The sequence below is a fragment of the Halobacillus locisalis genome, from assembly GCF_013694105.1.
In the GTDB taxonomy this organism is placed as follows: domain Bacteria; phylum Bacillota; class Bacilli; order Bacillales; family Halobacillaceae; genus Halobacillus; species Halobacillus locisalis.
On the sequence record NZ_JACEFG010000004.1, the window covers coordinates 212,639 to 236,352 of the forward strand.

Genomic DNA, 23,714 nt, shown 5'->3' on the forward strand with positions numbered 1-23,714 from the left:
TCTTACCTGATTAAATAAAGTAGAAACAGGTCGTAGTAGGATAAGGCAGCGGTTCCTGCCCACAACAATAGGTGCCAAAAGATCACACCGATCCAGATCCACACCTTTTTCGTTTTCGACATGCTTGTTAACCACTTGATTTGGTACCACATGATCACTAATTGAAAGAGCGAAATCGCCCCGAAGAAATAAATCAACCACGGAATGTCCGTGAAATAGGAGGTAATCACCCCTAATGTGAAAGGTGATACGTACCAATCAATTCCTGCATACACCATGAGCGGAATCCAAGTGATGCGTTCCAATAGCAAAATCAGGAGGACATTCATTTGTAAGATGATCAACTTCTTATAAGAGACATCGTTAAATAACCAGAAAAAGAAGGAAGAGACGAATAAAGTGAACAGGAAGAACACTAACGCATAACCGATTCTCCCAATGAGGAACCATGCTTTCCGAAATTCATACTCAACGCGGTTGAAGTCGGACATATTGGCCGAAATCGCGTCTGTACCTAAGCCTAACCAAGCCATCCATATGTATGTAGCAAGCGTTAACCCAAGTAGGACGAAAAGGAGGTTCCATACATTTTTTATCTTTTCTGCGCGATTCAAACGGAAGAGATGATCGTCGCGCCGAATAAACAATTTAATTAAATTTACTGAATACATCATGCTTTCATCCTTTGTCAATTTACATATGAACGTATGCTTTTTCGATTTTTGTCTATACCCTCCCTATTTTAACTGAATTTGTCACCTCGTGCTATATGAGATTCGATTCATCGGAAGAAATAAGAAGGGAAATATGTATGATTAATACAGCAAGCTACCCATCCTCCCTGCATATTCCCTGGACGACTTGAAAAATCACTTATTTTTTGAAAAAAGTTGTATTTATATGACGAATGGAGACTGCGTTATGTTTCGTTTTTTCTTAGAAGATGCTGGAATTTTTAACGTGACCTTCAACAATGACCATGACTTATAATGACGAGTATGAAAATAGCACGACGCCATAAGGACGTCGTGCTGCAAGTTAAGAGGTTGTAGCGGGTTCGTATTTCTTAGTATCTGATTTTGATTTGAAGAATAGATCTTTATCCTTCCATAAGAACACCATGGATAGCACAAACGCAAGTAAATCGGAAATCGGAAAGGCGAGCCATACCCCTATGACACCGAAGAAATAAGGCAGAATAAGCACTAATGGGATAAGGAAAAGAACTTGCCTTGCCATAGATAAAATGAGAGCGGGTCTCGCCATACCCAAGGCTTGGTACAAGCCGCCACTGACGACTTGCGCTCCAATCAACATCGCGAGAGCGAACATGATGCGGATGGCTTGTGCGCCTGTCTCGATGGTGGCGGTATCGCCAGAGAATATCATCATCAACCCTTCTGGGAAAGTCATCATCAAGAGGAATATTCCAAATGAAATGAAGGTGACGACTTTCAACCCTAAACTTACGGTTTCTTTTAAGCGAAGGTAGTTTTTAGCGCCATAATTGTACCCGATAATCGGTTGCATTCCCTGAAGAACACCAATCATCGGCATAATCGTAAACATGGCGAGCTTTTGAACAATCCCGAATACACCGACTTCGAATTCGCCTCCGAATTTGATTAACATCAAGTTGATCGCGATCATCATAGCGCTTCCTGAGACTTGACGGATGAACGCTGGCATACCGATCGTCAGCACCTCTTTGATGACTAACCATTGTGGTCTTAGTGCAGCAAGTTGCAAATTCAATGACGATTTACCATTTAAGAAATAGAAGAGTACGACCACCGATACCGTTGCCTGCGAAATAACGGTCGCTACCGATGCCCCTTGCACACCCATGTCGAGCCCGAAGATGAAAATCGGATCGAGTATGATGTTCAGGACAGCGGGGATGATCATCGTAATCATGGCAAAGCGCGAATTTCCTTCTGAACGGATGATGCTATTCGTTGTAAAGGCGAAGGAAAAGAAGATGGATCCGAGCATGATCGGAAACAAATAATCTTTCGCATAAGGCATGATGTTGTCGGTCGCGCCGAACGTTCTCAACAAAGGTTCCAGAAACGTGAAAGCCCCAATCACCCCGAACAAACTGACGATCAGTATGGAGAAGATGATATTTCCGAATACTTGATCTGCTTCGTCGGCTTTGTTTTCGCCCAGTCGACGGGAAATGACTGAAGCACCACCGATTCCGACAGCAGCAGAGATGGCCATCATGATCATCATTACCGGGAATCCGATACTTACTCCAGAAACACCTAGAATACCGACACCTCTTGCAATAAAGAGGGTGTCGATGACGTTATATAACGCCATAACGAACATCCCGATCATGGCAGGAATCGATAAGTTAGCTAGAAGTCTGGGGATAGGTTGTGTACCTAACCGTTGGCTTTGCTGTTTCATTCGCGGTCCCTCCTTAACTCTTCAGGGCGAATATTGTCCTGCATTTTTTTCAACAATGAAACGGCTGTCGATTTTTCATCGTCAGACATTCCTGTAGTGAGTTGATTCTCGATGTCACGTACGATTTGAATGATCGACGCATGCAAGTTCTGTCCCGATGGGGTTAACGCAATCATTTTCGTCCGTTTATCTCGGACGCTCGACTCTTTTGTAATTCTCCCATGTTTCAAAAGAGAGTCGATGATTCCGTTCATCGAAGACGGGCGGATATAAAGACGTTGTTGCAACTCTGTTTGTGATTGGCTGCCGCAAGTAGCTAGAAAATAGATGACACGCGACTGGGAATGGGTCAATCCATGTTCGCCTAATTTTTCATTATATATATTTTGAAGAAAGTGGGATAACACATGAATGTTGTACCCTAATGCATTATGAAACTCTTTCTCTTTCATTTACTTAGCCCCCTAAACAAATGTAAGTATAGTGGATATATAGGAAGAAGTAAATGAATTTGATTGCCGCTTACGTTTATGAGACATGGGAGGAGGGGAATCTTAAAGAGAAACGGTCTGGTCCCTGTGTGTAGTTCTTCTTTCCCTTTTGTAGTAAAATAAAGGAAAAACAAAAGACGTGGGGCGATGAAGGTGCAAATAGGGAATCCGTGTAAGAAAAGGTTCTACATAGGATCAGCATTTATTGTGGCGACCCTTGTTACGAATATCCTTCTTTATCAAACTGAGTGGCTAGGCGAAATACCTTTACCGGTAGTTATCGGGACGTTGGTGGATATCTTTGTTGTCATTCCGCTCATCTTCTTTATGTTTGTGTTGAGAAGAAAACCTACTTTGTCTCTTCTCGCCCCTTTTTTCCTGCTTGGGCTCCTGTTCATCCATCTTATCCTACCGACCTATGCAAAAGAATACGTGTCTTTTTTAACTACCACAATACTGATTGGTGAAGCCATTATTGTCCTTATAGAGGTCGTAGCGTTTGTCATGTTCCTAAGGAGTTTTCCGCTTTGGAAAAAAGCATTTCGTCAAGCTAAGGATACGCATCATCACGTACTTGCCCGTATGCATCAAGCAAATCGTGAAACGCTGCTTAGGCAGGCTTGGGCTTTTCCTTTTCAAAAGGTGATATCGGTCATTGCGACGGATGCAGCGGCGATCCGCTATGTTTGTTTTCCTCATTTGGATCGGGCGCAGACAGGGGAAAATGCTTTTTCGTATCATAAGAAAACGGAGTATGTCGGCGTGTTCTTGATGCTTGTACACGCCATGGTCATTGAAATCATCGCGGTGCACGCCGCACTTGCTCAGTACAGTCATACTGTTGCTTGGGTCGCGACCATTCTAGACGTGTATGCTTTGTTGTTTCTGATTGGTGACTACCAGGCCATTCGCAAATCACCGATTATTGTCGATCGTAAATCGCTACATATTCAAAAAGGACTGCGATTCCATCTCACCCTTCCTCTAGAATCTATTTTATCCGTTGAAAAGGGAGTGGAAGGTGTAAGAGATAAACAGTCTCTATCATTGGGGTTAGCAGGGTTTGAACCATCAACCCCTGACTATAAATTGACCTTGAAGACCGCGCAAACAGCCTATCTGATCTTTGGGTTGAAGCGATCTGTCAAAACGATTTATATCAAGGTTGATGATCCAGAATCGTTTTTGGACACACTGCAGGCTCAAGGAGTAGAATCTCGAATCGTTTAAAGGAGGGATGAATGATGCCGCGCTATGATAAAGGGTTGTTTCTTTTCAATGGCAATGCTGGAAAAGAAGAAATAGAACCCCAACTAAACCAAACACTTCCGGTTATCTCTCAATCAGTGAAAGAGTTGAATGTCATTCAAACCGAATCGATTGATGAGTTGAATCGTGTTTGTAAAGAGTACGGACCGAAAGTCGATCTTCTCGTGATTTTGGGGGGAGATGGCACGGTTCATGAATGTATCAATAGTCTGGCGGAGCTTGACCAGCGTCCAGTGATTGGAATACTGCCTGGAGGTACTTGTAATGACTTCAGCCGTATGCTTGAAATACCACAGAACTTAAATCAGGCGGCTCATGCTTTAGTTCAAGGGGAAGAGCAAATGGTGGATGCTGGACAAACGGAGCGAGAGTATTTCCTGAATTTTTGGGGCATCGGATTAGTGACGCAAACGTCTTTCAATATTGATGAAAACCAGAAGGAACGATTCGGGGTCCTCAGTTATTTTATCAGTGCCTTGAAAACGATGAACCAAGCGAGTCCGTTTGAATTTACGATCAAAGTAGATGATGAAACGATTGAAGGAGAGGCAGTGATGATTTTGGTGATGAACGGGCGCTTTATCGGAACACGTCCATTACCTGTTGCTGCTATTGATGCGAATGACGGAAAATTTGATGTATTGGTGGTCAAAAACTCGAACTTGACGTTATTCAAAGAGTTGTTGACGATGAGCCAGCCAGGCGCTGATGATCGTCGCTTCCAGGAATTGCATCACCACCAAGGGAGCAAGATTTCCATTGAAGTCGACTCACTCCAAGAAGTCGATATGGATGGGGAAATCAAAGGAAGTACCCCAGCACATATCGAAGTCTTACCGAACCATTTCACTTTTTTAAATGGAAAGACGAAGCGATTTGATCCATCCCACCAAGGGTGAATGAAGGAGTGGATAGAGTGACATTGTTAAAAAAAGGAGTACATGGCGTTTTTGTTCATACGAAAGATTTGAAGCGTTCTGCGGAATGGTATAGCTGGCTGCTTGGTTTGCCTTTTGAACATTCAAAAGTGGAGTCTCCGGTCTATAACCTTCCCGTGTCCGAAGGTGTGTATTTGACGATAGATGATCATTCATTCGACCCTGATCATACGTTCCGTCCTGTTGAAACGCCGGTATTCAACTTTTTATCAGATGACCTGAAGGGAAGTTATGAGCGAATGCAGTCTGAAGGTGTGAAGGTGATAAGAGAAATCGAACAGCACGGGGACTTCGGTTGGTTTAACGTTGAAGATCCTGACGGGAACACCGTTATGATTTGTGGAACCATTGTGTCATAACAAAAGCGCCGTAGAACGGCGCTTTATTTTTTGCAGACAGCTATGCCTAGAGGATAATATACATTTTCACGTGGCGGCTCGATGAGCACGCCGTGTTGATAGAAAAATTGAGTGCTGGAATAGTCAGGGAATAGCCCTTTGAACTCCTCTGGGGTGATTTGATGAACGTGAAATGGTGAACCGCACTCGATTCCTCGTCCTTTACCGAATGGGGTGGAGACAATAAGGGAGCCGCCTGGCTTCAATAGGTCATAGTAATTGGCAAGCAGCTTTTCTTCGTCTTCGATATGCTCATAGGTTTCGAAGCTTAACACAACGTCGAATGTACCTATTTTATCTTTTAACGTACGGTTCGTGGCATCTTCCACTATAAAGGAAGAGTTCGGGTGATAATACGCTCCTTTAGCATAATCGATGATTTCTTTGTCGAGGTCGGCGCCGATGACTTCGTCTACCTGATCTTTCCTATGTTTCGCAACCATGTGGGTACCGTAACCTGCTCCGCAAGATAAGTCTAATACTCTACCTTCCACATAGGAGAGGGCGAATTGATAACGGGCGACATGTTCTAGCAATAATTGGTTCATGGGATCCATGAATTCTGGAATCACTCGTTCTCCTGTATCTTCAACCACATGTGTTCACCGCTTTCAAAAATAATGGTTTCATTATCCCACACATGGTAGTAGAATCCAAAAATTGTGCGAGAACATTTGACCAGCTCTGTTCATTGAACTTATACTAACGATAACGTGAGAATTAATGAAAGGGCGAAATTTATGAGTGAACACGAACAATACAACGAGAAAAAACAAGACCCCTCTTTGAAGCTCTTTGTTGTGCTGACCAAAGCACAACGGGCTATTGCGGATCTAGTCAAAGACGACATTAAACGATATGAATTGAACCCAACGGAATTCGGTGTGCTTGAATTACTCTATCATCAAGGGTCACAACCGCTCCAAAAGATCGGTGAGAAAATTCTACTAGCAAGCGGAAGCATCACGTATGTGGTCGATAAGTTGGAGAAGAAAGAGTACTTGGAACGTGTCCCTTGTCCGAAAGACCGTCGGATCACGTATGCAAGCATTACGGAAAAAGGCAAGGATCTTCTTCATGGTATCTTCCCTGACCATTGGGAACAGATCAAACAAATTACGAATGGCCTGTCAGAAGAAGAAAAGGAACAAGCCATTGAGTTATTGAAAAAACTAGGGAAGTATGCCGACCAGCAGGACTAGATTATTTTCAGAAAATGCTGTATACTAATGACAAATCTTAAGGACTAAAGGAGGTATGGTGATGTTACAGGTGCACGCAAATCTTACTCAACTGAATTATTTTTGCCGTGCAATTATCCATGATTCAGCTGTTAACGGGACACGTCTGTCCAATTTTACAGGTGAATAGTGGAAAAATGTAACGTCTCATATCTGATTAGTTGCACGCTTTTAAGTCAGAGGGAACGGGACCTCTGGCTTTTTTTGTGCCCAAAAGTCTTTAGGAGGAACACAAACATGTTAATTACAATCAAAGATTTATATAAAATTGTTGGTGGTCGTGAGTTATTTGAATCTCTTCAGTTCGAATTGAAGGAAGGCCAACGCGTTGGTCTCGTGGGTCGTAATGGAAGTGGAAAATCGACGTTATTCCGTGTCATGACAAAAGAGGAACCGCTTGATGGTGGCGACTTATTCATAAAGAAAGATATCACCATCGGGTATCTGAAACAAATCCCCGAAGAATGGCAAGGTACGGGGAAAGAGTATTTGACCTCTGCCTTCCAGTCCTTGCTTGAAATGATGACGAAAATGAAGCAGTTGGAAGAGGATATGGTTGACCCTGATCGTATGGAGCGGGCGCTTAAAGCTTATGGCGAGCTGCCGGAACAATTCGGTCAGGCGGGCGGATATGAGATGGAGTCTTCCATTGATCAAGTCGCCAATGGGTTGGGTATTTCCCATTTGTTGCACCAACCGTTTGATAAATTGAGCGGTGGCGAGAAAACAAAGCTCGGTTTAGGGAAACTATTATTAGAAAATCCGGATGTGCTGCTTTTAGATGAACCGACGAACCATTTGGATTTACCGGCAATCGAATGGCTGGAAACTTATTTGCAAGGCTATGACGGAGCCATTTGTATGATTTCACATGATCGATTCTTTTTAGACAACATTGTCACCGATATTATGGACCTTGAATCTGGAGAAATCGACACGTATAAAGGAAACTACTCGTCGTTTGAAAAACAGAAAGAAGAGAAGTTGCTTGCTGAATTTCATCAATATCAAGAACAACAGAAGAAAATCAAGAAAATGAAAGAAGCGATTCGCCGGTTGCGGCAGTGGGCGAACGAGGCGAACCCACCCAACCCGAAACTTTTCAAAAAAGCAAAAAGCATGGAGCGCGCTTTAGAGCGAATGGAGAAGGTCGATCGTCCGGTCATAGATCCGAAGACGATGAACCTATCTCTCGAGTCAGAAGGGCGGACCGGAAAAGATATCGTAGTTACGGAGAATGTCCATAAATCGTATGATGGCCGCCCGATACTGCGTGGTGTCGACTTGCATGTGCGAAGTAAGGAGCGAGTCGCGATCGTCGGTGGGAATGGAAGTGGAAAATCGACACTTCTGAGGTTGCTTCTTGATCAAGAGACCCCTGATCAAGGCTCTATTAAACGTGGCCCCTCCGTGGAGGTCGGATATCTTCCGCAAAACCCTCTTCAAGATGCAGACCGCGATATGCGCATGATCGACTACTTCAGGAGTATCATCCGTGTAACAGAAGGCAATGCGCGTCACATCCTTGCTGGGTTCATGTTCTACGGCTACGATGTATTCCAAAAAATCCGTCATCTGAGTGGTGGGGAGCAAATGCGGTTGAAGCTGGCGGTCTTCATGCATCAAGGGATCAATGTGTTGATCTTAGATGAACCGACGAACCATTTAGATGTCGAGTCTCAACAAGTACTTGAAGATGCCGTGAAGCAATTTGAAGGGACGGTCATCGGTGTTTCGCACGATCGTTATTTCCTTAATCAATGTTTCACAGATACAGCCTTCATGGTGAATGGAAAGCTCCACCGCTTCATTGGAACCTATGATGAAACACGTAAGCACTGGAAGGCGCTTGAAGAAGAATGGAGAGCAGAAGCAGAAGCGAACAAGCCCAAAAAACAACCGTCATCCAAGAAAAGAGAACCGAAACCCTCTAATACAAAAGATTCTTCTGTTGAAGAACAAATCGAGGCGCTTGAGGACCAGAAGAAAGCGGTAGAAGCGCAGATGGACAATGAAAATGATTGGGATCAATTAGCTACGTTGCAGCAGGAGAAAGAACAACTGGATGAGCAGCTTGAAGCCTTATACGAACAATGGCTCGAGCTTAGTTAAGAAAAGAAGGCAGCGGATTTCCGCTGCCTTCTTTTAGTTTGCCTGCAGAAGTTTTTATGGAGTATTTTCCCCACAAATAACAGGCCGTAGCCGCATTCTATTGTGATTAAGAAAAACGACTAACGGGCTGTAAGGATCCGATTGGTTCAACTAAACTACGGGAGAAGTTTCACTTTCTCTCCTACAGCTCGATTCAGTCCAGACGCCACTGAGCAAGGTGCTTCCACATTTTAAGGCAGCAGTCTCCTCTTTTTCCCCAGAACCCAGCCAACATTGAGCTGTCATCGTTGGCGCCCATTCTTGCAGGTGAATCTCAAAAGGTTCAGCCTTTCTAATGCAAGGTGGCGTGGCAACGGCGACACTCCTGCAGGATACTGAGGCTTGGGTGAGATCCCGCAGAGCGCGAAGCGGTCGAGGAAGCTCACCGCCTCCTGCGGAAAGGGAGTCGTTTCCACGCCACCGGGTCTTCTCATTTTGGAGGAACCGAAATCAGTTTTCTAGCGAGGCTCTGAAATGGGTGGTTACAACATAGAAACATGCTTGCTTTGGTCGTCTTTGTGGTCATGATAATAATCGACGATCGATGGACAATACTGATCGAAAGAAGGACAATCCAATTGCAGGTCATTGCGTGCTTGAGAAGAGTCGAATTGGCTGTTGCACAGGAAGTAATCCAGCGCTTGTCGCTGGATACCTAACCACCGCCTTGTGAATGGTACGCGTAAGGCCTGGTGGGCAATACTGATAGGGAGCGTGCCTGCCGGTTTTTTCTGCAAATAATAATGTGAGAAACGCTCATATATTTCTTTTGCTCGAAGCGGTGAGGGGTCCGTAACGTGATAGGTTTTCCCTTCGGCTATATTTGAATGAGCAGCTGTGATCGTCGCCTTAAGCAAAAAATCCAAGGGTACAAGATTGACATAGGCCGCCCCTTTACCGAAAAACGGGAGGACAGGACTATGACGCAATCTGTCCATCATGTTCAAGATGAAGTAGGGACCATCGAATTTAGCTGTCTCTCCAGACTGCGAATGTCCGACAACGATGCCGGGACGTATGATCGTTGTCGGAAGGTGGTCCTTATGCTGGTCGACTATTTTTTCTGCTTCATATTTCGTGTACTCATAATGGTTCTTGAATCCGCTCGAGTGTTCAAGCTCCGTTTCCAGAATCCGTCCTTCTCGTCTTCCTGATACGTAAGCGGTGCTGAAGTAAATATACCTCATCAGACCTTCACATCGTTCCAGCCAGTTTGTCACATTCCTTGTCCCGTCTACATTCACCTTCCAAGCGAGTGACAAGGGAACCGCTAAATCATATAGAGCAGCAAGATGGAAGAAGTGCGTGACTTCTGATTGGACTTGTCTTGAAATGTGCTCATCTATTCCGAGGTCCGTCTTTGTGATATCTCCTTCGACAAGACTGATTTTTTCGGGCTCCACATCCGTTGTGTGTGATAATAAAAGACATTGCCTCTCTGCCTGTCTCTTTGTGGAAGGTTCATGAAGGAGATAGACGTGATCGATGGTGTGTTTTTCCTTGAATAGCTCCTGAATTAAATGAGTCGTGAGAAAACCGGGGAATCCTGTGAAGAAATACGTAAAAGACATATCCATTCATCTCCTCTTTAACTGAGCTGGTTCGTTGCCTATTAAAGATCAGGGGTGTCATTGAAACAATTCACTTTCGAATAGTTGGGAACCCTTTTATTTACATAAATATTCGCCAGGAGATGCTCGCATACCTGCTAAACCGGCTGGGAACTGTTTATAAAATCTGCTGCTGGGGAAATTCTAAACAAATAAGAGTTGAAGGAGGCGATGAATATGAACGTATTAGTCATCGGAGCAAATGGACAAGTTGGGAAACATATTATTCATAAATTGAAGGACTCAGAACACGAACCTGTGGCCATGGTTCGGAAAACAGATCAAATTCCGCAATTTGAGGACCTAGGTGTAAAAACTGTACTGGGGGATCTGGAGAAGGACTTTGAAAATGCCTATCTTGGTATTGATGCTGTTATTTTTGCTGCGGGATCTGGACCGCATACCGGAGCAGATAAGACGATTTTGATTGACCAAGAAGGTGCGATTAAAGCCATCGACCGAGCCAAACACTTTGGGGTGCAGCGATTCATCCTGTTAAGCACGATGGGGGCCGATCGACCTGAAATAGGACCGGACGACTTTAAATTTTACCTTTACGCTAAACACCGTGCTGATGAGTATCTGAAAACGTCAGGCGTGAATTACACCATTCTTCGCCCGGGAGGATTGACAGATGAGAAAGGAACGGGGAAAGTGAAGCTGCAGGACCATATCAATGATTTCGGTGAAATTCCGAGAGAAGATGTCGCTGACGTGTTGGTGCAACTCCTGTCCTGGGACAATGCAGAGAACAGAGGATTCGATCTGATCAGTGGCGATCAGTCGTTAGAAGACGTGCTTTCTCATTAAAAAATGAGAAAGCCGCTTTACAATTCAGTAGGACCAATCTATTATAAAAAAAGGGTTTTTACTACTTTTGTAGTGGGTATAATAAAAATAAATAAAGAGAGAATGGTGAAAAAGGGGAGGGACAGCTATGAGTGATTCTAACGTTGTCGTGTACACTAGTCGGGATTGTAACAAATGTGATTTACTCATTTCGAAATTCTCTGATTGGAATATAGATTTCGAAGAACGTAACATTTCTGATAACCGCGAATACTTTAAAGAACTACAACGAAACAAAGTATATGGCACACCGGCAACCTTTATAGATGGTGAGAAAATTCTAGGATTCCAAGAAGGGAAATTGAGAAGAAAGCTTGGTGTATCTTACGAATTTCAGGAGAACCAAGGTGAAATCAACTTTTCTTGAGAGTTCAAGTGATATTTTTATCACTTGTTTTTTTTTACACTTTTTTAGAAAAGCTACATAGGCTATCAGTAAATATGGTCAAAAGGTGGTCCACCGATGTACCCGAACTACTATAACCAGTGGCAAGACTGGACACGATATCAGGCGGCTTATGTGCAAGGGAGAAGTGCTTATCCGAATCGTTACCAGAATAACGGTTACCATCCGCAAGTAAACCCGCAAATGTATGGGTATGCCCCACAAGGTTACGGCTATCAACAGCAGCCTTATCCGTATAGTTATGCTTACCCGGGTTATACTGAGCCTATCGATTATGGGAAACAGAACCCACAAGCAAAGGGGTTCCAGGCGGGAGCGATTCCGAAAACCATGATGAACTATTTTCAGGATGAGCAAGGACAATTGGATTTTGATAAAATGATGTCAACGACAGGTCAAGTCATGAAGACAGTGAAAGAAGTGAGTCCGATTGTAAAAGGAATCGGGGCGTTTGTGAAAGGAATCAAGTAACGCGCACATGCCGCGTGTTGCTTGGTAGTACATAGAGTCGGAGGTTCGATCATGAGTGTGGGATGTTTATGTATTCATGGGTACACAGGAAGTCCGGAAGAAGTGCAGCCGCTGGTGGATTATTTGAAGGTACGTACCGATTGGGAAATGGTGAACCCAACCCTTCCTGGACACGGCGAGGACTTGGACCTAGAGGGTCACTATTACCAAGAGTGGATTGCGACGGCAGAACTCGCTCTGATGGATCTGCTGAAAAGACATGATACGATCGTCATCATCGGATTCTCGATGGGCGGCATGATTGCTTCTTATTTAGCCGCTAAGTATAACATTACTCGTCTCGTCCTTTTGTCTGCAGCAGGAAAATATGTCAGTCTCCCGCAAATGTATAAGGATATCGTGGAGATGGCGGTCGATGCTTGGAAAGGGATGCTCGACTCCAATGACTTATTTAAGCGGTACCAGAAGAAGATGAGGGATACGTACTGGTTTTCGACCTTGGAATTTATGAAGTGCGTTCAATTCACGAAGCCTTATTTAGCTTCGGTGACATGTCCTGTGCTTATTATTCAAGGGGAATTAGACGGCATGGTTCCTCGCAGTGCAGCAGAGTTTTTGAACGAAGAGCTTGACTCTGCAGAAGAAAAAGAAGTCGTGTTCCTTAAGCAATCGAAGCATCTCGTATGTCACGGGGAAGACCGGGACGAGCTATTTGACCATGTACTCAGCTTTTTAGTAGGAGTCGGGGAGGGAGAAGATGAACAAACAGACAGATAAGGCGCCGGTTCAAACACCGTTTTATTACGGATGGGTCGTCGTCATGATTGCCGGGCTTGGTGTGTTTTTCTCAGGCCCTGGCCAAACGTATTCCGTTTCGATTTTCATAGATTACTATATTGAAGATTTTGGATACTCACGCTCGCTCGTATCGGGCATTTACTCCGGGGCAACGTTATGTGCTGGGTTAGCTTTATTCATGATGGGGCGGCTCATTGATCATTTCGGTCAACGGATAATGATGGTTACCGTTGGGATCTTGCTTTCCTTCGCCTTGTTATGGAATGCATTCTTGTTAGGTTCGGTCATGATGTTCTTCGGTTTCTTCATGATCAGGTTGTTCGGGCAAGGGTCTATGACCTTAATTCCGAATACACTCGTGCCTCAATGGTTTGTAAAAAAACGAGGACGGGCGCTAAGTATCATGGCAATCGGAGGATTCGCCAGTTCCGCCCTTTTGCCACCACTCAACACGTGGTTGATCGAATCGTTCGGGTGGAGGATGACTTGGGGGCTTTGGGGAGGAGCACTATTACTTGTATTTGTCCCTCTCGCTTATCTATTTGTACGAAATAAACCGGAAGCGATCGGTGAAATTCCGGATGGGACACCGAAGCCCGTTAAAGGGAAAACAAACCCGACCACCATTGCAGACGTCAATGAAACCAGCTGGACGTTGAAGGAAGCGATGGCAACAAGAGCTTTCTGGTTCATCTTGTTTTGTGTGACCGTGCCGGCGCTTGTGAATACAGCGATCACCTTCCATATCGTCTCGATCATGGACTTGAAGGGGCTGGGGACTGGTGTAGCTGCCCTAGTGCTGACACTGATGGCTGTCATCGGTTTTCCGATCACCTTCGTATCTGGCTATTTAGTCGATCGTTTCTCTGTTCATTACATATTGGCGATTACCTTCTTTGGCCACATTCTGACCCTCGTCATTTTATTCTTTACGAGTTCTTGGTGGCTAGCCATCGCATTCGGAGTCTTTTGGGGGATTGTAAACGGATTTGAGCGAATTGTGCTCAGCATCGTTTGGCCGAACTACTTTGGACGGGAGCATTTGGGCAGTATCAAAGGATTGGCGCAGACTGTAATGGTGATTGGATCTGCGCTTGGGCCTTTGCCGTTCGGAATTTTCTTTGATTGGCTCGGGGGGTATCAAGAAGTGATTCTGCTGACAATGCTTTTCCCGATTACCGCAACGATTTTGGCTTTATCTTCACCACAACCGAAATACGAAGAATATCATGGGTCATAAAAAACGTCAGAGGGAAGACGTTTCCAGGCTGTTGAAGAAGGTTCTGTTAGATCATATAAGAATGCCGTGGGATGGAAAACGATTCGCTTTCCTGCGGTGGAGCCGCCGAGCCTCCTCGTTCGTTGACACTCTCTGTGGGGTCTCGCCTAGGTCCTTCTCCCGCGGGAGTCTCACCGTTTTCCATCCCACTATGCGATAAACAGTAGGAACAGAACCTTGCCAAGAGTGGTGCGGTCGTTAGTAAAGGTCCTCATTGTAGTTGAATCTCTAAAGGTTCAGCCTTCCTGTGTTGAGGTGGCGTGGAAACGGCGACACTCCTGCAGGATTCTGAGGCTTGAGTGAAATCCCGCAGATCGCGAAGCGAGCGAGGAAGCTCACCGCCTCCTGCGGAAAGGGAGTCGTTTCGACGCCACCGGCCCCTGCTCATCTTGGAAGAACCGGAAGTGGCTATCACGGCACACAAAAAAAACGTCAGAGGGATGTGTATCCTCTGACGTTTCTTTTAATCTCTGAAAAAGGCGATTACGATGCCGCCTTCACCGGCATAAGTGGAAATAAGTGGTCCTGTATCCATGAATAAACTCTCTTTAAAATTATAGCGTTCTCTAATGGACTGTAAGACGGTGCGTCCTCGTTCTTCGTCATTGCTGTGAGAGAGGGCAATCACCCGGTCTTCGAAGTTTGTCGCGTATTCACCGATTTGATCGACGAAACGGCGCAATGACTTCTTGTTGCCTCGTACTTTCTCTACAACATCAAGCATCCCATCGTCACTTGCGCGCATAAGCAACTTAATGTTCAATGTCTTGGCAATCGTTCCTTTCACACGATCCAGGCGTCCGCCTTTAATGACGTTCTCGAGTGTCTTTAAAACGAATAGTGTCGTCGTTTTCTCGATACGTTCCTCCATATGAGTCACAATCTCATCGAACAGAAGGCCTTCGTCAATTTTCTTGGTGGCTTCATCAACGAGAAGCGCAACTCCACAGGAAGCGGTTTTTGTGTTCAAAACAGTGATGGTACGGTCAGGTTCTTCCTCAAGAAGCATGTCCCGTCCAATCACGGCACTTTCATATGTACTGCTCAAGCCTTCGCTTAAAGCGAGTACTAGAATTTGGTCATCCGCACTGATCTGCTTATACTTCTCGTAAAAATCATTCGGGCTCGGAGACGACGACCTGGGCAGTTCGTCTGATTCCTTCAATTTACGATAAAATGTAGGCAAATCAATGGTTTCTCCGGTCTTGTATTCTTCTTCTCCAAAATGGAGGTTCAATGGTACAACCTTCAGCTGATGACGTTCAATCATTCCTTCTTCAAGGTCTGCACCGCCGTCAACGAATACATGTATCGTCATTTTATCCACCTGCTCTCAATATAAGTCGTTTTACTTATCATCATTATAACAGAGTACAAGCTACTCCTTGAGTATTTCGTGTGTAATTTTGGGCTTCACTTTCTTCGTTGTACTGAAAATGAACATCATTAATCCAAATAGGACAATGGCTCCTCCCAGCCACTGTGACCACGTAATGGCTTCACTTAAGATCCAGTAGGCAAGCAGCGATGCTCCGATGGGTTCAAGTAGAACAGCCATGGAAATCGTCGACGTACTCACCCATCTCAATGTCCAGTTGAACAGCGAATGACCGAAGAAGGTCGGGATGATCGCTAAACAAAGGAAGATGAGCCACTGGTTTCCGTCATAACCGGTCAAGGGGTATTGGAGGGCCAAATTGTAGACAAGTAACGTTATGGAAGCTATACCGTAGGCGATAAAGGTGTAGGTCATCAACGAAAGTCGTTTGCGCAAATTTTGACCTAATAAAAAGTACCCTGTCACCATAGCAGCTCCAAGAAGCGCTAATAGGTCACCAATCAATGCCATGCCGCTGACTTGAAAATCTCCCCATCCGATGATCGCACTACCGGTTATGGTGATCGCAAGACTTAATACAGCTCCGACGGTGAATCGCTCTTTAAAGAACAAGTATGTCCCGATAAAAGCGAAGATAGGCTGCAAAGCGACCAAAACAACAGAACTTGCGACCGACGTATATTGTAGAGACTGAAACCAAAAAATAAAGTGGAACGCGAGAAAGACTCCAGAGAAAATCGCAAGAAGCCAATCTTTTTTCGGAACTTGTTTGATTTCGTCCAAATGTCTCCATAATACATAAGGAGACATAATTAAAACCGCAAGGAGTAGTCGATAAAAAGCGATGATCGATGCAGGAGCATCTCCTGCCAACTTAACGAATATGGCTGCTGTCGAAATCGACAATACGCCGACTAACAAAATTATATATGGATGAATTGGAGGCTTATCCATGGGAGCCCTCCCTCTGGTTAACAACAGTTTTGCCATCATTTTATCATTGTTCGGTTTGAAAAGCATAGCGAAATTGTGTAGAATTAACTATGTTATATGTGTTATGATGAATGAATCTATCAGGAAGATACCAGAGAAGCCTCTCCCGTGTCCTGTGGCAGAAGGCTTTTTTTACATGTATATAGGAATACAAAAAGGTAGAAGAACTTATATTTAAAGGAGCATGAAATTAGTGACAACATTTAATTCACTCGGTTTATCAGACCCAATTCTAAAATCATTAGACACTATGGGATTTGAAGAAACCACACCGATTCAAGAACAAACGATTCCACTTGGTTTAGCAGGTAAAGATGTAATTGGCCAAGCGCAGACAGGTACAGGGAAAACAGCGGCATTCGGTATCCCGATGCTCGAGAAAATCCACAAAGGTACGAAATCCGTTCAAGGACTGATCGTAGCTCCAACGCGTGAGCTAGCGATCCAAGTAGCGGAAGAAATGAACCGTCTAGGTAAAGGGAAAGGCGTTCGCGCGCTTCCGATTTATGGTGGTTCGAACATGGAACGTCAAATCCGTTCACTAAAAACCAACCAAATCGTCGTTGCGACTCCAGGACGTCTTTTAGACCACATTCGTCGTAAAACGATTAAATTAAGCCATGTTCATACAGCTGTATTAGACGAAGCTGATGAAATGCTGAATATGGGATTCATCGAAGATATTCGTGACATCCTGAAGGCTCTACCTGAAGAGCGTCAAACATTGCTTTTCTCAGCAACGATGCCTAAAGCGATCCGCGACATCGCGACAACGTTGATGAACAGTCCTGAAGAAGTTAAAGTGAAAGCAAAAGAAATGACAGTCGAAAACATCGAACAATTCTACGTGGAAATCCCGGAGAAGCATAAATTCGATACACTGACTCGTCTTCTTGATATTCATGACCCTGCACTAGCAATCGTCTTCGGACGTACAAAACGCCGTGTCGATGAAGTGGCAGACGGACTACAAGCGCGTGGATTCTCAGCAGAAGGTATTCACGGTGACCTGACACAAGGAAAGCGTATGTCTACACTGAACAAGTTCAAGCAGGGGCGTATTGAAATCCTTGTTGCGACAGACGTTGCAGCACGTGGTCTAGATATCTCTGATGTATCTCACGTTTACAACTTCGATATTCCACAAGACCCGGAAAGTTATGTACACCGTATCGGTCGTACAGGACGTGCCGGTCGTAAAGGGGAATCGATCTCATTTGTAACACCAAGAGAGAAAGATCAACTGAACTTGATCGAGAAAATCACGAAGAAAAAGGTCAACCGCTTGAAAGTGCCTTCTTCTGAAGAAGCAGCGCGCGGACAACAAAAAGTGGCCGTTGATAAGATTGTTGAAACGATCGACAGCGATGACTTGAAGAACTACCGTCAATCAGCTAACGAGCTTCTTGAGCAGTACGATGCTTCTGATTTAGTTGCAACAGCTCTTAAGTTGATGACAAAAGAGCGTAGTGAAGTACCTGTTCGCCTATCTGGTGTACAGCCGATCAGCGTGAAAAACGCCCAGCGCGATAAAAAAGGCGGTAAGAAAAACTACCGCGGCGGTGGTAAGCGTAACTTCAATAGTAAAAACAAATCCCGTAACCGCAACTTCAGCGGTAAAGGGAACCGAGGCGGATCTTACCAAAAGCGTAACTCCAACTCAAACTCTAAATAATGATAGAAAATCCAGACCTTCCGAGGTCTGGATTTTTTTATTGGATGATTGGCTGAACGCTCGCAAACATGACAAAGCGCTCTTAAAAGGTGACAGGGCACTTGAAATTTATAGAAATTCAGTCATCCTATAGATAGAAGAAAAACTATAAAGGGAGAAGGAATGGTGAGAATGCGAGGAAGAGTCAAGTTGGTGTACGGACTGTTGCTGAGTGCGGCCGTTTCCTTGTTTGTTTTTGTAAATTGGGTCTATCCACCGATCAGTACAAAAGCAGACAGTCCATATGAGGCAATCGAACGTTTACGAAGTGAACAGCTTTTTATTAAGGGTCGAATGAATTACATAGAAGAAAAATTGATCAAGCCTAACCGTGTGAGTGAATTTGATGTATTCCGGAGTGCGAACGGGTTTTCCTCAAGTCCAGGGACTCAAGTAGAGGATGAGATCCCGTTAGACGAGATGAAGCCCTTTTTAAAAGAGTATCTAGAAGATGGTTACAATGAAGAACACTACACAGATGCTCTGAAACTCTATAGCCTCTCTTTTGTCAAAGAAGGAGGAGTCGATGAGGGGATCGAGGTTATTGAGCAATACCTTAGACAGTTTCCGGAAGAGAGTGAAGATTATTGGGAAGCTTACTTACGTCTTGCAACATTATATATGTACACAGACTTAGATGAAGCTGTCGAAAAAGTGCAAAACATCAACGAGGGTGACCTTGAAGATTTATCCCCTGGGCTTCAGAGCGAGGCGCTTGCCATAGAGGTGTACAATCTCATGAGCCAAGAAAAGTATGAGCAGGCTTTTAACAAGATAGAAAACTGGAAGGCCCCGGATGTTTGGACGGGGAAGCGCCAAGACTACTTAGCCGAGACGAGAAGAAATTTGAAAAGGTGGCACGAAGGAGAGACGGAGCTTCACTCGGTCTCGGGTCAACTGACGAAGGAAGGTGGAGATCCGATTTCGTATGGCGTGGTTTATGTAAAAGAAAAATCTAGCTTGAACTCTTTTTCATCCATGGAGTACTTGTCTAAACCGCACGCCTATACAGACGAGAACGGGAATTACATCATCCCGGGGGTTCCGACATCGCAATACGGCTTTGTCGTCGGAACGACTTTTGACCAAACGGATGGGTATGCCTGGACGAAGCAGGACCGAGTATACACCATTGATACGGACCGAGAGTGGAACGTGGAATTGAAAAAGGAAATCGCCACACGCGAACCGCTCAATTATAAAAATATAAAAAAGGGGCCTGTATCATTCGACTGGGATGCTGTGGAAGGCGCGGCTTACTACCATGTAACCTTAAGCAAACACACGGGGAGTGGAAGTACGTCTAGTGTATTCCGTACCACAGACGATGATCGACTCACGGTGTCGATGGAAGAACTATATGGCTACTTAGGTGGCGTCGGTTCTTATCCTTCAGATGAGCACGATGGTCGAGCTATTCCTAAAAGTCTATTGGCATTTGCGAATCCGAACGCAGATTTTTCATGGAACGTGGAAGCTTATGGAGAAGGTGGAGTGCTGTTATCCTCCAGCCAAGATTTGCGTTCAGATGATAAGTACGGCGAAAACCCGCCATTCTTCCGGCTGACGGAAAGGGAGCTGACCGCCGCAGACGAAGCCCTTTTAGAGCATAACTACGAACAAGCGGAGAAACTTTATGAACAGGCGTATCGCGAAAAAGGCGAACAGCACGCGTTGAAAATGTGGATTCGTATGCAAGTATATGCGCAACAGCGTAGTCCAGGAGATCCTATCCGAAGTAGCTTTGAGAAGCTTCCTTATTTAGAAGAGTATGCCGAAATGTCAGACGATTCCGAAGCTTGGACGCAAGTAGCGTGGGCGGCGGAACGAGAAAAGGAATGGGACCTCTATTTTGATGCCATCTCACGCTATATGTCGAAGTCTGAGTACATCGGTTTTTATGTAAAAACCTCCTATGCTGAAGCACTTGCGAAGCATGGAAAATACACAGAAGCAGAGGATCTCTTCGAGGAAGCAGGGCAGCTTGGTCATGATTCGGCAATCCGGAAGTGGACGGCACTTTCCATCTATTTGAACGATGACTTTCAGGATGCCAAAAAGATTGCAGAAACATACCCCTCCTATCAGGAGTCATTTGACGAAATGGAACATGAGGACTGGTCTGCTTTATTAATGGCTGTTGAAAAACAGGTGGAAAGCGATCGAACTGAAGAACTGATGAAGGAAGGATTAAACGAAATGTTCGATCCTGCTGGTGATTTAGATGAGTGGCTTGAACAGAAAGAGGTTCGTGGTCCTTTGCAATCCTTCTTTGAAGATAGTTTACACTAGTGAACAAGAAAGAGATCGCCTCTGTGGCGATCTCTTTCTTGTTCCGCGCGCAAAAGTCGTAAGTCGCGCGCAAAAAAGGCTGAGCGCTCGCAAAGTAGGTTGAACGCTCGCAAAGTAGGTTGAACGCTCGCAAAGTAGGTTGAACGCTCGCAAAGGCGAGAACTCTACACAAAAAAGACCCCACCTCAGAAGGTAGAGCCTTACGAATCAAAAGAACCGCCCGATCAAAGCCACGACAACCAGAAAAATGATGATGCACCAGAATACCTTCTTACCTGTACCCTTACCAGCACCCGGCATACGCCGGTTCTTCCACCTATTAGGGTTGAAGGTGATCTCGTCATCATCCCGCCGCTCCGAGTGCTTCGCTCGTAACTGCCATAAAGAAAAGGAGCGGGCATTTTTCAATACGACAGGGGCAATGGCGAATCCTCCGATTAAGCCGAATAAGTGACCGAGGATGTTGATACCCGGGCGGAACGACATGAACAAACCTAATATAAAGATAACCATGATGATTTGCGCATTGCTCTGGTCAATCAAGTCGTTGCGGTTCAATACCATATATACATAGACACCGAAGATTCCGAAAATCGCACCTGATGCGCCTAAGTGTGCGTAGTACGCATCTGGGCTCACGATGAACGTTCCGAGGTTTCCGGCAATACCTGCCGCTAGGTACATGATGCTGAATTTCACTTTTCCTAACATCTGCTCGAGCGCTGGCCCGAATAAGACGAGGGAGAACGAATTGAACAACGCGTGTGTGAGGTCAGCATGTAAGAAAATCGGGGTGACGAGTCGCCAGTATTGCCCGTCTAAGATGAGGGCGTTGACACCGACTCCCCAGTTTTTCAGCTCGACGATGGGAGCGAGGCGGAGAAAATCACCGAGCAGCCAGAGGACTAGGTGCAAAGCGACGAGTCCTGTGATAATTGGGTAGAACCGGATGAATTCTTTGAACGTTTCATTGCGTAAGAACATCTATCATACTCCTTCGTTTGCAATAATCAGTCATACGTATCTAGTATTCTTTTTACCCTGAAAGGAAATCGGGTATACTACGAGTAGCTTATTCATAAAAAGGAAGATGTATGTGATTAAAGGGATTGGAATCGATCTGATAGAACTAGATCGTATTAATCAAAGTATAAAGCGTAATTCTCGTTTTGTTCAACGAATATTAACTGCAGCTGAATATGAACGCTATCAAACATTGAATGAACGGCGCAAAGTCGAATTCGTTGCGGGAAGATTCGCCGCGAAAGAAGCGTTTGCCAAGTCTGTCGGAACAGGGATTGGAAAACTGAGCTTTCAAGATATCGAAATTCTGCCGGACCGCCAAGGAGCTCCGTGTATGAAGGTACGAGGATACGGCGATTTCAACATATGGGTATCAGTCAGCCACAGCGCCAAGCAAGCCGTGGCACAGGTGGTTGTGGAAACAAAGCCGGATGCAACCTGACATAAATACATAGGTTGTCTCATAACATTGTAATGCGGGTAGGAGGGAACGAATTGGATATTGTAACCGCACAAGAAATGTACGAATGGGATCGGGTGACGATTGAGGATGTAGGAATTGACGGGGCAATATTGATGGATAGTGCTGGTCGCGCCGTGGCGGATGATATGGCCTCGCATATTGAAAAGCGGGACAAGATTGTCGTATTGATCGGTGCAGGGAACAATGGGGGAGATGGATTCGTCATCGCTCGAACATTATTGAACCGTGGATACGATGTAGAAGCGTGGCAAGTCGTCCCTGATGAAAAGATCAAGGGAGATGCGGCCAAACACCGCTCTCTTTTTCTAGCGTCGGGGTACGAACTTCATTCCTGCAAAGAAGTGGGTGAAGTGAAGCCTTCTCTTGAAAAAGCGGATGTCATCATTGATGCCATGCTTGGCATAGGAGTGCGTGGAGGGTTGCGCGAGCCGATCGCAGATATCGTGCAAGAAGCGAATGCTCAAAAAGCGAGGCGGATGTCGGTCGATTTACCCACCGGTGTACCTGCAGATGAGACGGACGAACAAATCACCGCTTTTCATGCGGACAAGACAACCATCGTCGCGGCTCCTAAGATGAGCGCTTTTCTAGAAAAAACCTCGTCTTATTATGGGAAATGGAACGTTGTAGAAATCGGTCTTCCTTCACCGAAGCTCCCGGATCCGAGACGCCAAGTCTGGACAGAAGCGGATGTGAAACGGACCCTTCCAAGGCGAGACCGGAATGCTCACAAAGGCAGTCATGGAAAAGGGTTGATTGTCGGAGGTTCCACGGTGATGCCAGGATCTGTTGCGATGTCTGCCCGAGCTTCGCTTAGAAGTGGGGCAGGGCTCATCACCATCGCTACAGTAGAGTCTGCGATTCCATCCATCGCTCCTTTCATTCAAGAGGCGACGTTTGTCGGACTTGGAGAAAAGGAAGGCTTCGCTTGCCGGCCGGCTCCATCATCACTTTCTGACTATGACGGAATTGCATTCGGTATGGGGATTGGGCGTCAGGAACCGACACGATCACTTCTTTCAGAGATCCTGCAGGAAGCTGACACCCCCTTACTCATCGATGCAGACGGACTGTATGAACTTCCGCTAGATCTCATGCAGAAGCGTGAAGCTCCGACTATCTTGACGCCGCACCCTGGAGAATTCGCTCAATTGACAGGGAAGTCTATTTCTGACGTTCTCGCCCGTCCTTTCAGCCTCAGTCGAACGTTTGCTCAGGCCTATGGGGTACACCTCGTATTGAAAGGACCATCGACGATCATCACGTCTCCGGACGGCGAACAGCGCGTCGATGTTTCTGGTAATGCAGGTCTTGCAAAAGGAGGAAGTGGGGATGTGCTATCCGGGATGTTGGTTGCCATGATCATGCAGCATGATTCGATGATGGATGCCTTAGCCAATGGTTGTGTCCTGCATGGCAAGACAGCTGAACGTCTCACGAGTGACGACCATTCCATGATCGACCTTCTTGCCTCAGATGTCGTCGAGGGGCTACCCATAACCTTTCGTGCGTTTTCTTGATGTCCATATGATCGCGTTCCCTTTGTCCTT

23 protein-coding genes are annotated in these 23,714 nt (G+C 45.3%); 15 read left to right on the plus strand and 8 right to left on the minus strand.

Annotated elements, in window-relative coordinates; all coding sequences use genetic code 11:
- Positions 1-2: 2 nt before the first annotated feature.
- The 3 genes from H0266_RS17925 to H0266_RS17935 form a co-directional block, all read right to left on the minus strand.
- On the minus strand, positions 3-671 hold the full coding sequence (locus tag H0266_RS17925) for a hypothetical protein (RefSeq protein ID WP_246364201.1): 669 nt from the start codon (positions 669-671) through the stop codon (positions 3-5).
- Between the two features lie 367 nt (positions 672-1,038).
- Positions 1,039-2,418, minus strand: a complete 1,380-nt coding sequence (locus H0266_RS17930) for an MATE family efflux transporter (protein ID WP_181473824.1) — start codon at positions 2,416-2,418, stop codon at positions 1,039-1,041.
- Positions 2,415-2,870 carry a MarR family winged helix-turn-helix transcriptional regulator gene (locus H0266_RS17935; RefSeq protein WP_181473825.1) on the minus strand — a complete coding sequence of 152 codons (456 nt, stop codon included), beginning with the start codon at positions 2,868-2,870 and terminating at the stop codon, positions 2,415-2,417. Before H0266_RS17935 ends, H0266_RS17930 begins: the two co-directional genes overlap by 4 nt.
- 186 nt (positions 2,871-3,056) lie before the next feature.
- Here H0266_RS17935 and H0266_RS17940 point away from each other — a divergent pair, with 186 nt between their 5' ends.
- Genes H0266_RS17940 through H0266_RS17950 form a run of 3 tightly spaced genes read left to right on the plus strand, consistent with a single transcriptional unit; the run spans position 3,057 to position 5,475 of the window.
- The gene (locus tag H0266_RS17940; protein ID WP_181473826.1) at positions 3,057-4,139 is read left to right on the plus strand and encodes a hypothetical protein; all 1,083 of its coding nucleotides are present in this window, start codon (positions 3,057-3,059) and stop codon (positions 4,137-4,139) included.
- Between the two features lie 14 nt (positions 4,140-4,153).
- Positions 4,154-5,077 carry a YegS/Rv2252/BmrU family lipid kinase gene (locus tag H0266_RS17945; protein WP_181473827.1) on the plus strand — a complete coding sequence of 308 codons (924 nt, stop codon included), beginning with the start codon at positions 4,154-4,156 and terminating at the stop codon, positions 5,075-5,077.
- 17 nt (positions 5,078-5,094) lie between these two features.
- Positions 5,095-5,475, plus strand: a complete 381-nt coding sequence (locus tag H0266_RS17950; RefSeq protein ID WP_343063338.1) for a VOC family protein — start codon at positions 5,095-5,097, stop codon at positions 5,473-5,475.
- A 23-nt stretch (positions 5,476-5,498) separates the two neighbouring features.
- Here the strand turns inward: H0266_RS17950 and H0266_RS17955 are convergent, their stop codons facing one another.
- Positions 5,499-6,110, minus strand: a complete 612-nt coding sequence (locus H0266_RS17955; RefSeq protein WP_181473829.1) for a methyltransferase domain-containing protein — start codon at positions 6,108-6,110, stop codon at positions 5,499-5,501.
- A gap of 144 nt (positions 6,111-6,254) precedes the next feature.
- Between H0266_RS17955 and H0266_RS17960 the strand changes: the two genes are divergently transcribed.
- From H0266_RS17960 to abc-f, 3 genes are all read left to right on the plus strand, one after another.
- Positions 6,255-6,716, plus strand: coding sequence for a MarR family winged helix-turn-helix transcriptional regulator (locus H0266_RS17960; RefSeq protein WP_181473830.1), 462 nt, complete (start codon positions 6,255-6,257; stop codon positions 6,714-6,716).
- A gap of 61 nt (positions 6,717-6,777) precedes the next feature.
- Entirely contained in the window at positions 6,778-6,885 is a 108-nt protein-coding gene (locus H0266_RS19755) for an RAxF-45 family protein (protein ID WP_425484325.1), read from the plus strand.
- 107 nt (positions 6,886-6,992) lie between these two features.
- Positions 6,993-8,867, plus strand: coding sequence for a ribosomal protection-like ABC-F family protein (abc-f, locus tag H0266_RS17965; protein WP_181473831.1), 1,875 nt, complete (start codon positions 6,993-6,995; stop codon positions 8,865-8,867).
- Positions 8,868-9,388: 521 nt separating this feature from the next.
- Here abc-f and H0266_RS17970 read toward each other — a convergent pair.
- Positions 9,389-10,477, minus strand: a complete 1,089-nt coding sequence (locus H0266_RS17970) for an SDR family oxidoreductase (RefSeq protein WP_181473832.1) — start codon at positions 10,475-10,477, stop codon at positions 9,389-9,391.
- A 216-nt stretch (positions 10,478-10,693) separates the two neighbouring features.
- Here H0266_RS17970 and H0266_RS17975 point away from each other — a divergent pair, with 216 nt between their 5' ends.
- The 5 genes from H0266_RS17975 to H0266_RS17995 all read left to right on the plus strand — a co-directional run bounded on the left by H0266_RS17975 (position 10,694) and on the right by H0266_RS17995 (position 14,280).
- Positions 10,694-11,326 carry an SDR family oxidoreductase gene (locus H0266_RS17975; protein WP_181473833.1) on the plus strand — a complete coding sequence of 211 codons (633 nt, stop codon included), beginning with the start codon at positions 10,694-10,696 and terminating at the stop codon, positions 11,324-11,326.
- Positions 11,327-11,453: 127 nt separating this feature from the next.
- On the plus strand, positions 11,454-11,732 hold the full coding sequence (locus H0266_RS17980) for a glutaredoxin family protein (RefSeq protein ID WP_181473834.1): 279 nt from the start codon (positions 11,454-11,456) through the stop codon (positions 11,730-11,732).
- Positions 11,733-11,828: 96 nt separating this feature from the next.
- On the plus strand, positions 11,829-12,242 hold the full coding sequence (locus H0266_RS17985; RefSeq protein WP_181473835.1) for a YppG family protein: 414 nt from the start codon (positions 11,829-11,831) through the stop codon (positions 12,240-12,242).
- 51 nt (positions 12,243-12,293) lie between these two features.
- Positions 12,294-13,019 (plus strand): alpha/beta hydrolase, encoded by a 726-nt coding sequence (locus tag H0266_RS17990; RefSeq protein ID WP_181473836.1) that lies wholly within the window; start codon positions 12,294-12,296, stop codon positions 13,017-13,019.
- Positions 13,000-14,280 carry an MFS transporter gene (locus tag H0266_RS17995; RefSeq protein WP_181473837.1) on the plus strand — a complete coding sequence of 427 codons (1,281 nt, stop codon included), beginning with the start codon at positions 13,000-13,002 and terminating at the stop codon, positions 14,278-14,280. The genes H0266_RS17990 and H0266_RS17995 overlap by 20 nt, the downstream gene beginning before the upstream one ends.
- Before the next feature lie 502 nt (positions 14,281-14,782).
- On the opposite strand, the gene H0266_RS18000 is transcribed toward H0266_RS17995, so the two are convergent.
- Positions 14,783-15,637 (minus strand): DegV family protein, encoded by an 855-nt coding sequence (locus H0266_RS18000; RefSeq protein WP_181473838.1) that lies wholly within the window; start codon positions 15,635-15,637, stop codon positions 14,783-14,785.
- 60 nt (positions 15,638-15,697) lie between these two features.
- Entirely contained in the window at positions 15,698-16,612 is a 915-nt protein-coding gene (locus H0266_RS18005; RefSeq protein ID WP_181473839.1) for a DMT family transporter, read from the minus strand.
- Positions 16,613-16,844: 232 nt separating this feature from the next.
- Here H0266_RS18005 and cshA point away from each other — a divergent pair, with 232 nt between their 5' ends.
- Positions 16,845-18,326: a degradosome RNA helicase CshA gene (cshA, locus tag H0266_RS18010; protein WP_181473840.1), complete on the plus strand. Its 1,482-nt coding sequence runs from the start codon at positions 16,845-16,847 to the stop codon at positions 18,324-18,326.
- 171 nt (positions 18,327-18,497) lie between these two features.
- A complete protein-coding gene (locus H0266_RS18015) occupies positions 18,498-20,657 on the plus strand; it encodes a hypothetical protein (RefSeq protein ID WP_181473841.1) in 2,160 nt (719 codons plus the stop codon).
- A 207-nt stretch (positions 20,658-20,864) separates the two neighbouring features.
- Here H0266_RS18015 and H0266_RS18020 read toward each other — a convergent pair whose 3' ends face one another.
- Complete coding sequence (locus H0266_RS18020) at positions 20,865-21,641, minus strand: rhomboid family intramembrane serine protease (RefSeq protein WP_181473842.1); 777 nt, start codon at positions 21,639-21,641, stop codon at positions 20,865-20,867.
- 112 nt (positions 21,642-21,753) lie between these two features.
- Here H0266_RS18020 and acpS point away from each other — a divergent pair, with 112 nt between their 5' ends.
- A complete protein-coding gene (gene acpS, locus H0266_RS18025; protein ID WP_181473843.1) occupies positions 21,754-22,122 on the plus strand; it encodes a holo-ACP synthase in 369 nt (122 codons plus the stop codon).
- A gap of 53 nt (positions 22,123-22,175) precedes the next feature.
- Positions 22,176-23,684 (plus strand): NAD(P)H-hydrate dehydratase, encoded by a 1,509-nt coding sequence (locus H0266_RS18030; RefSeq protein ID WP_181473844.1) that lies wholly within the window; start codon positions 22,176-22,178, stop codon positions 23,682-23,684.
- The last annotated feature ends 30 nt before the right edge of the window (positions 23,685-23,714 follow it).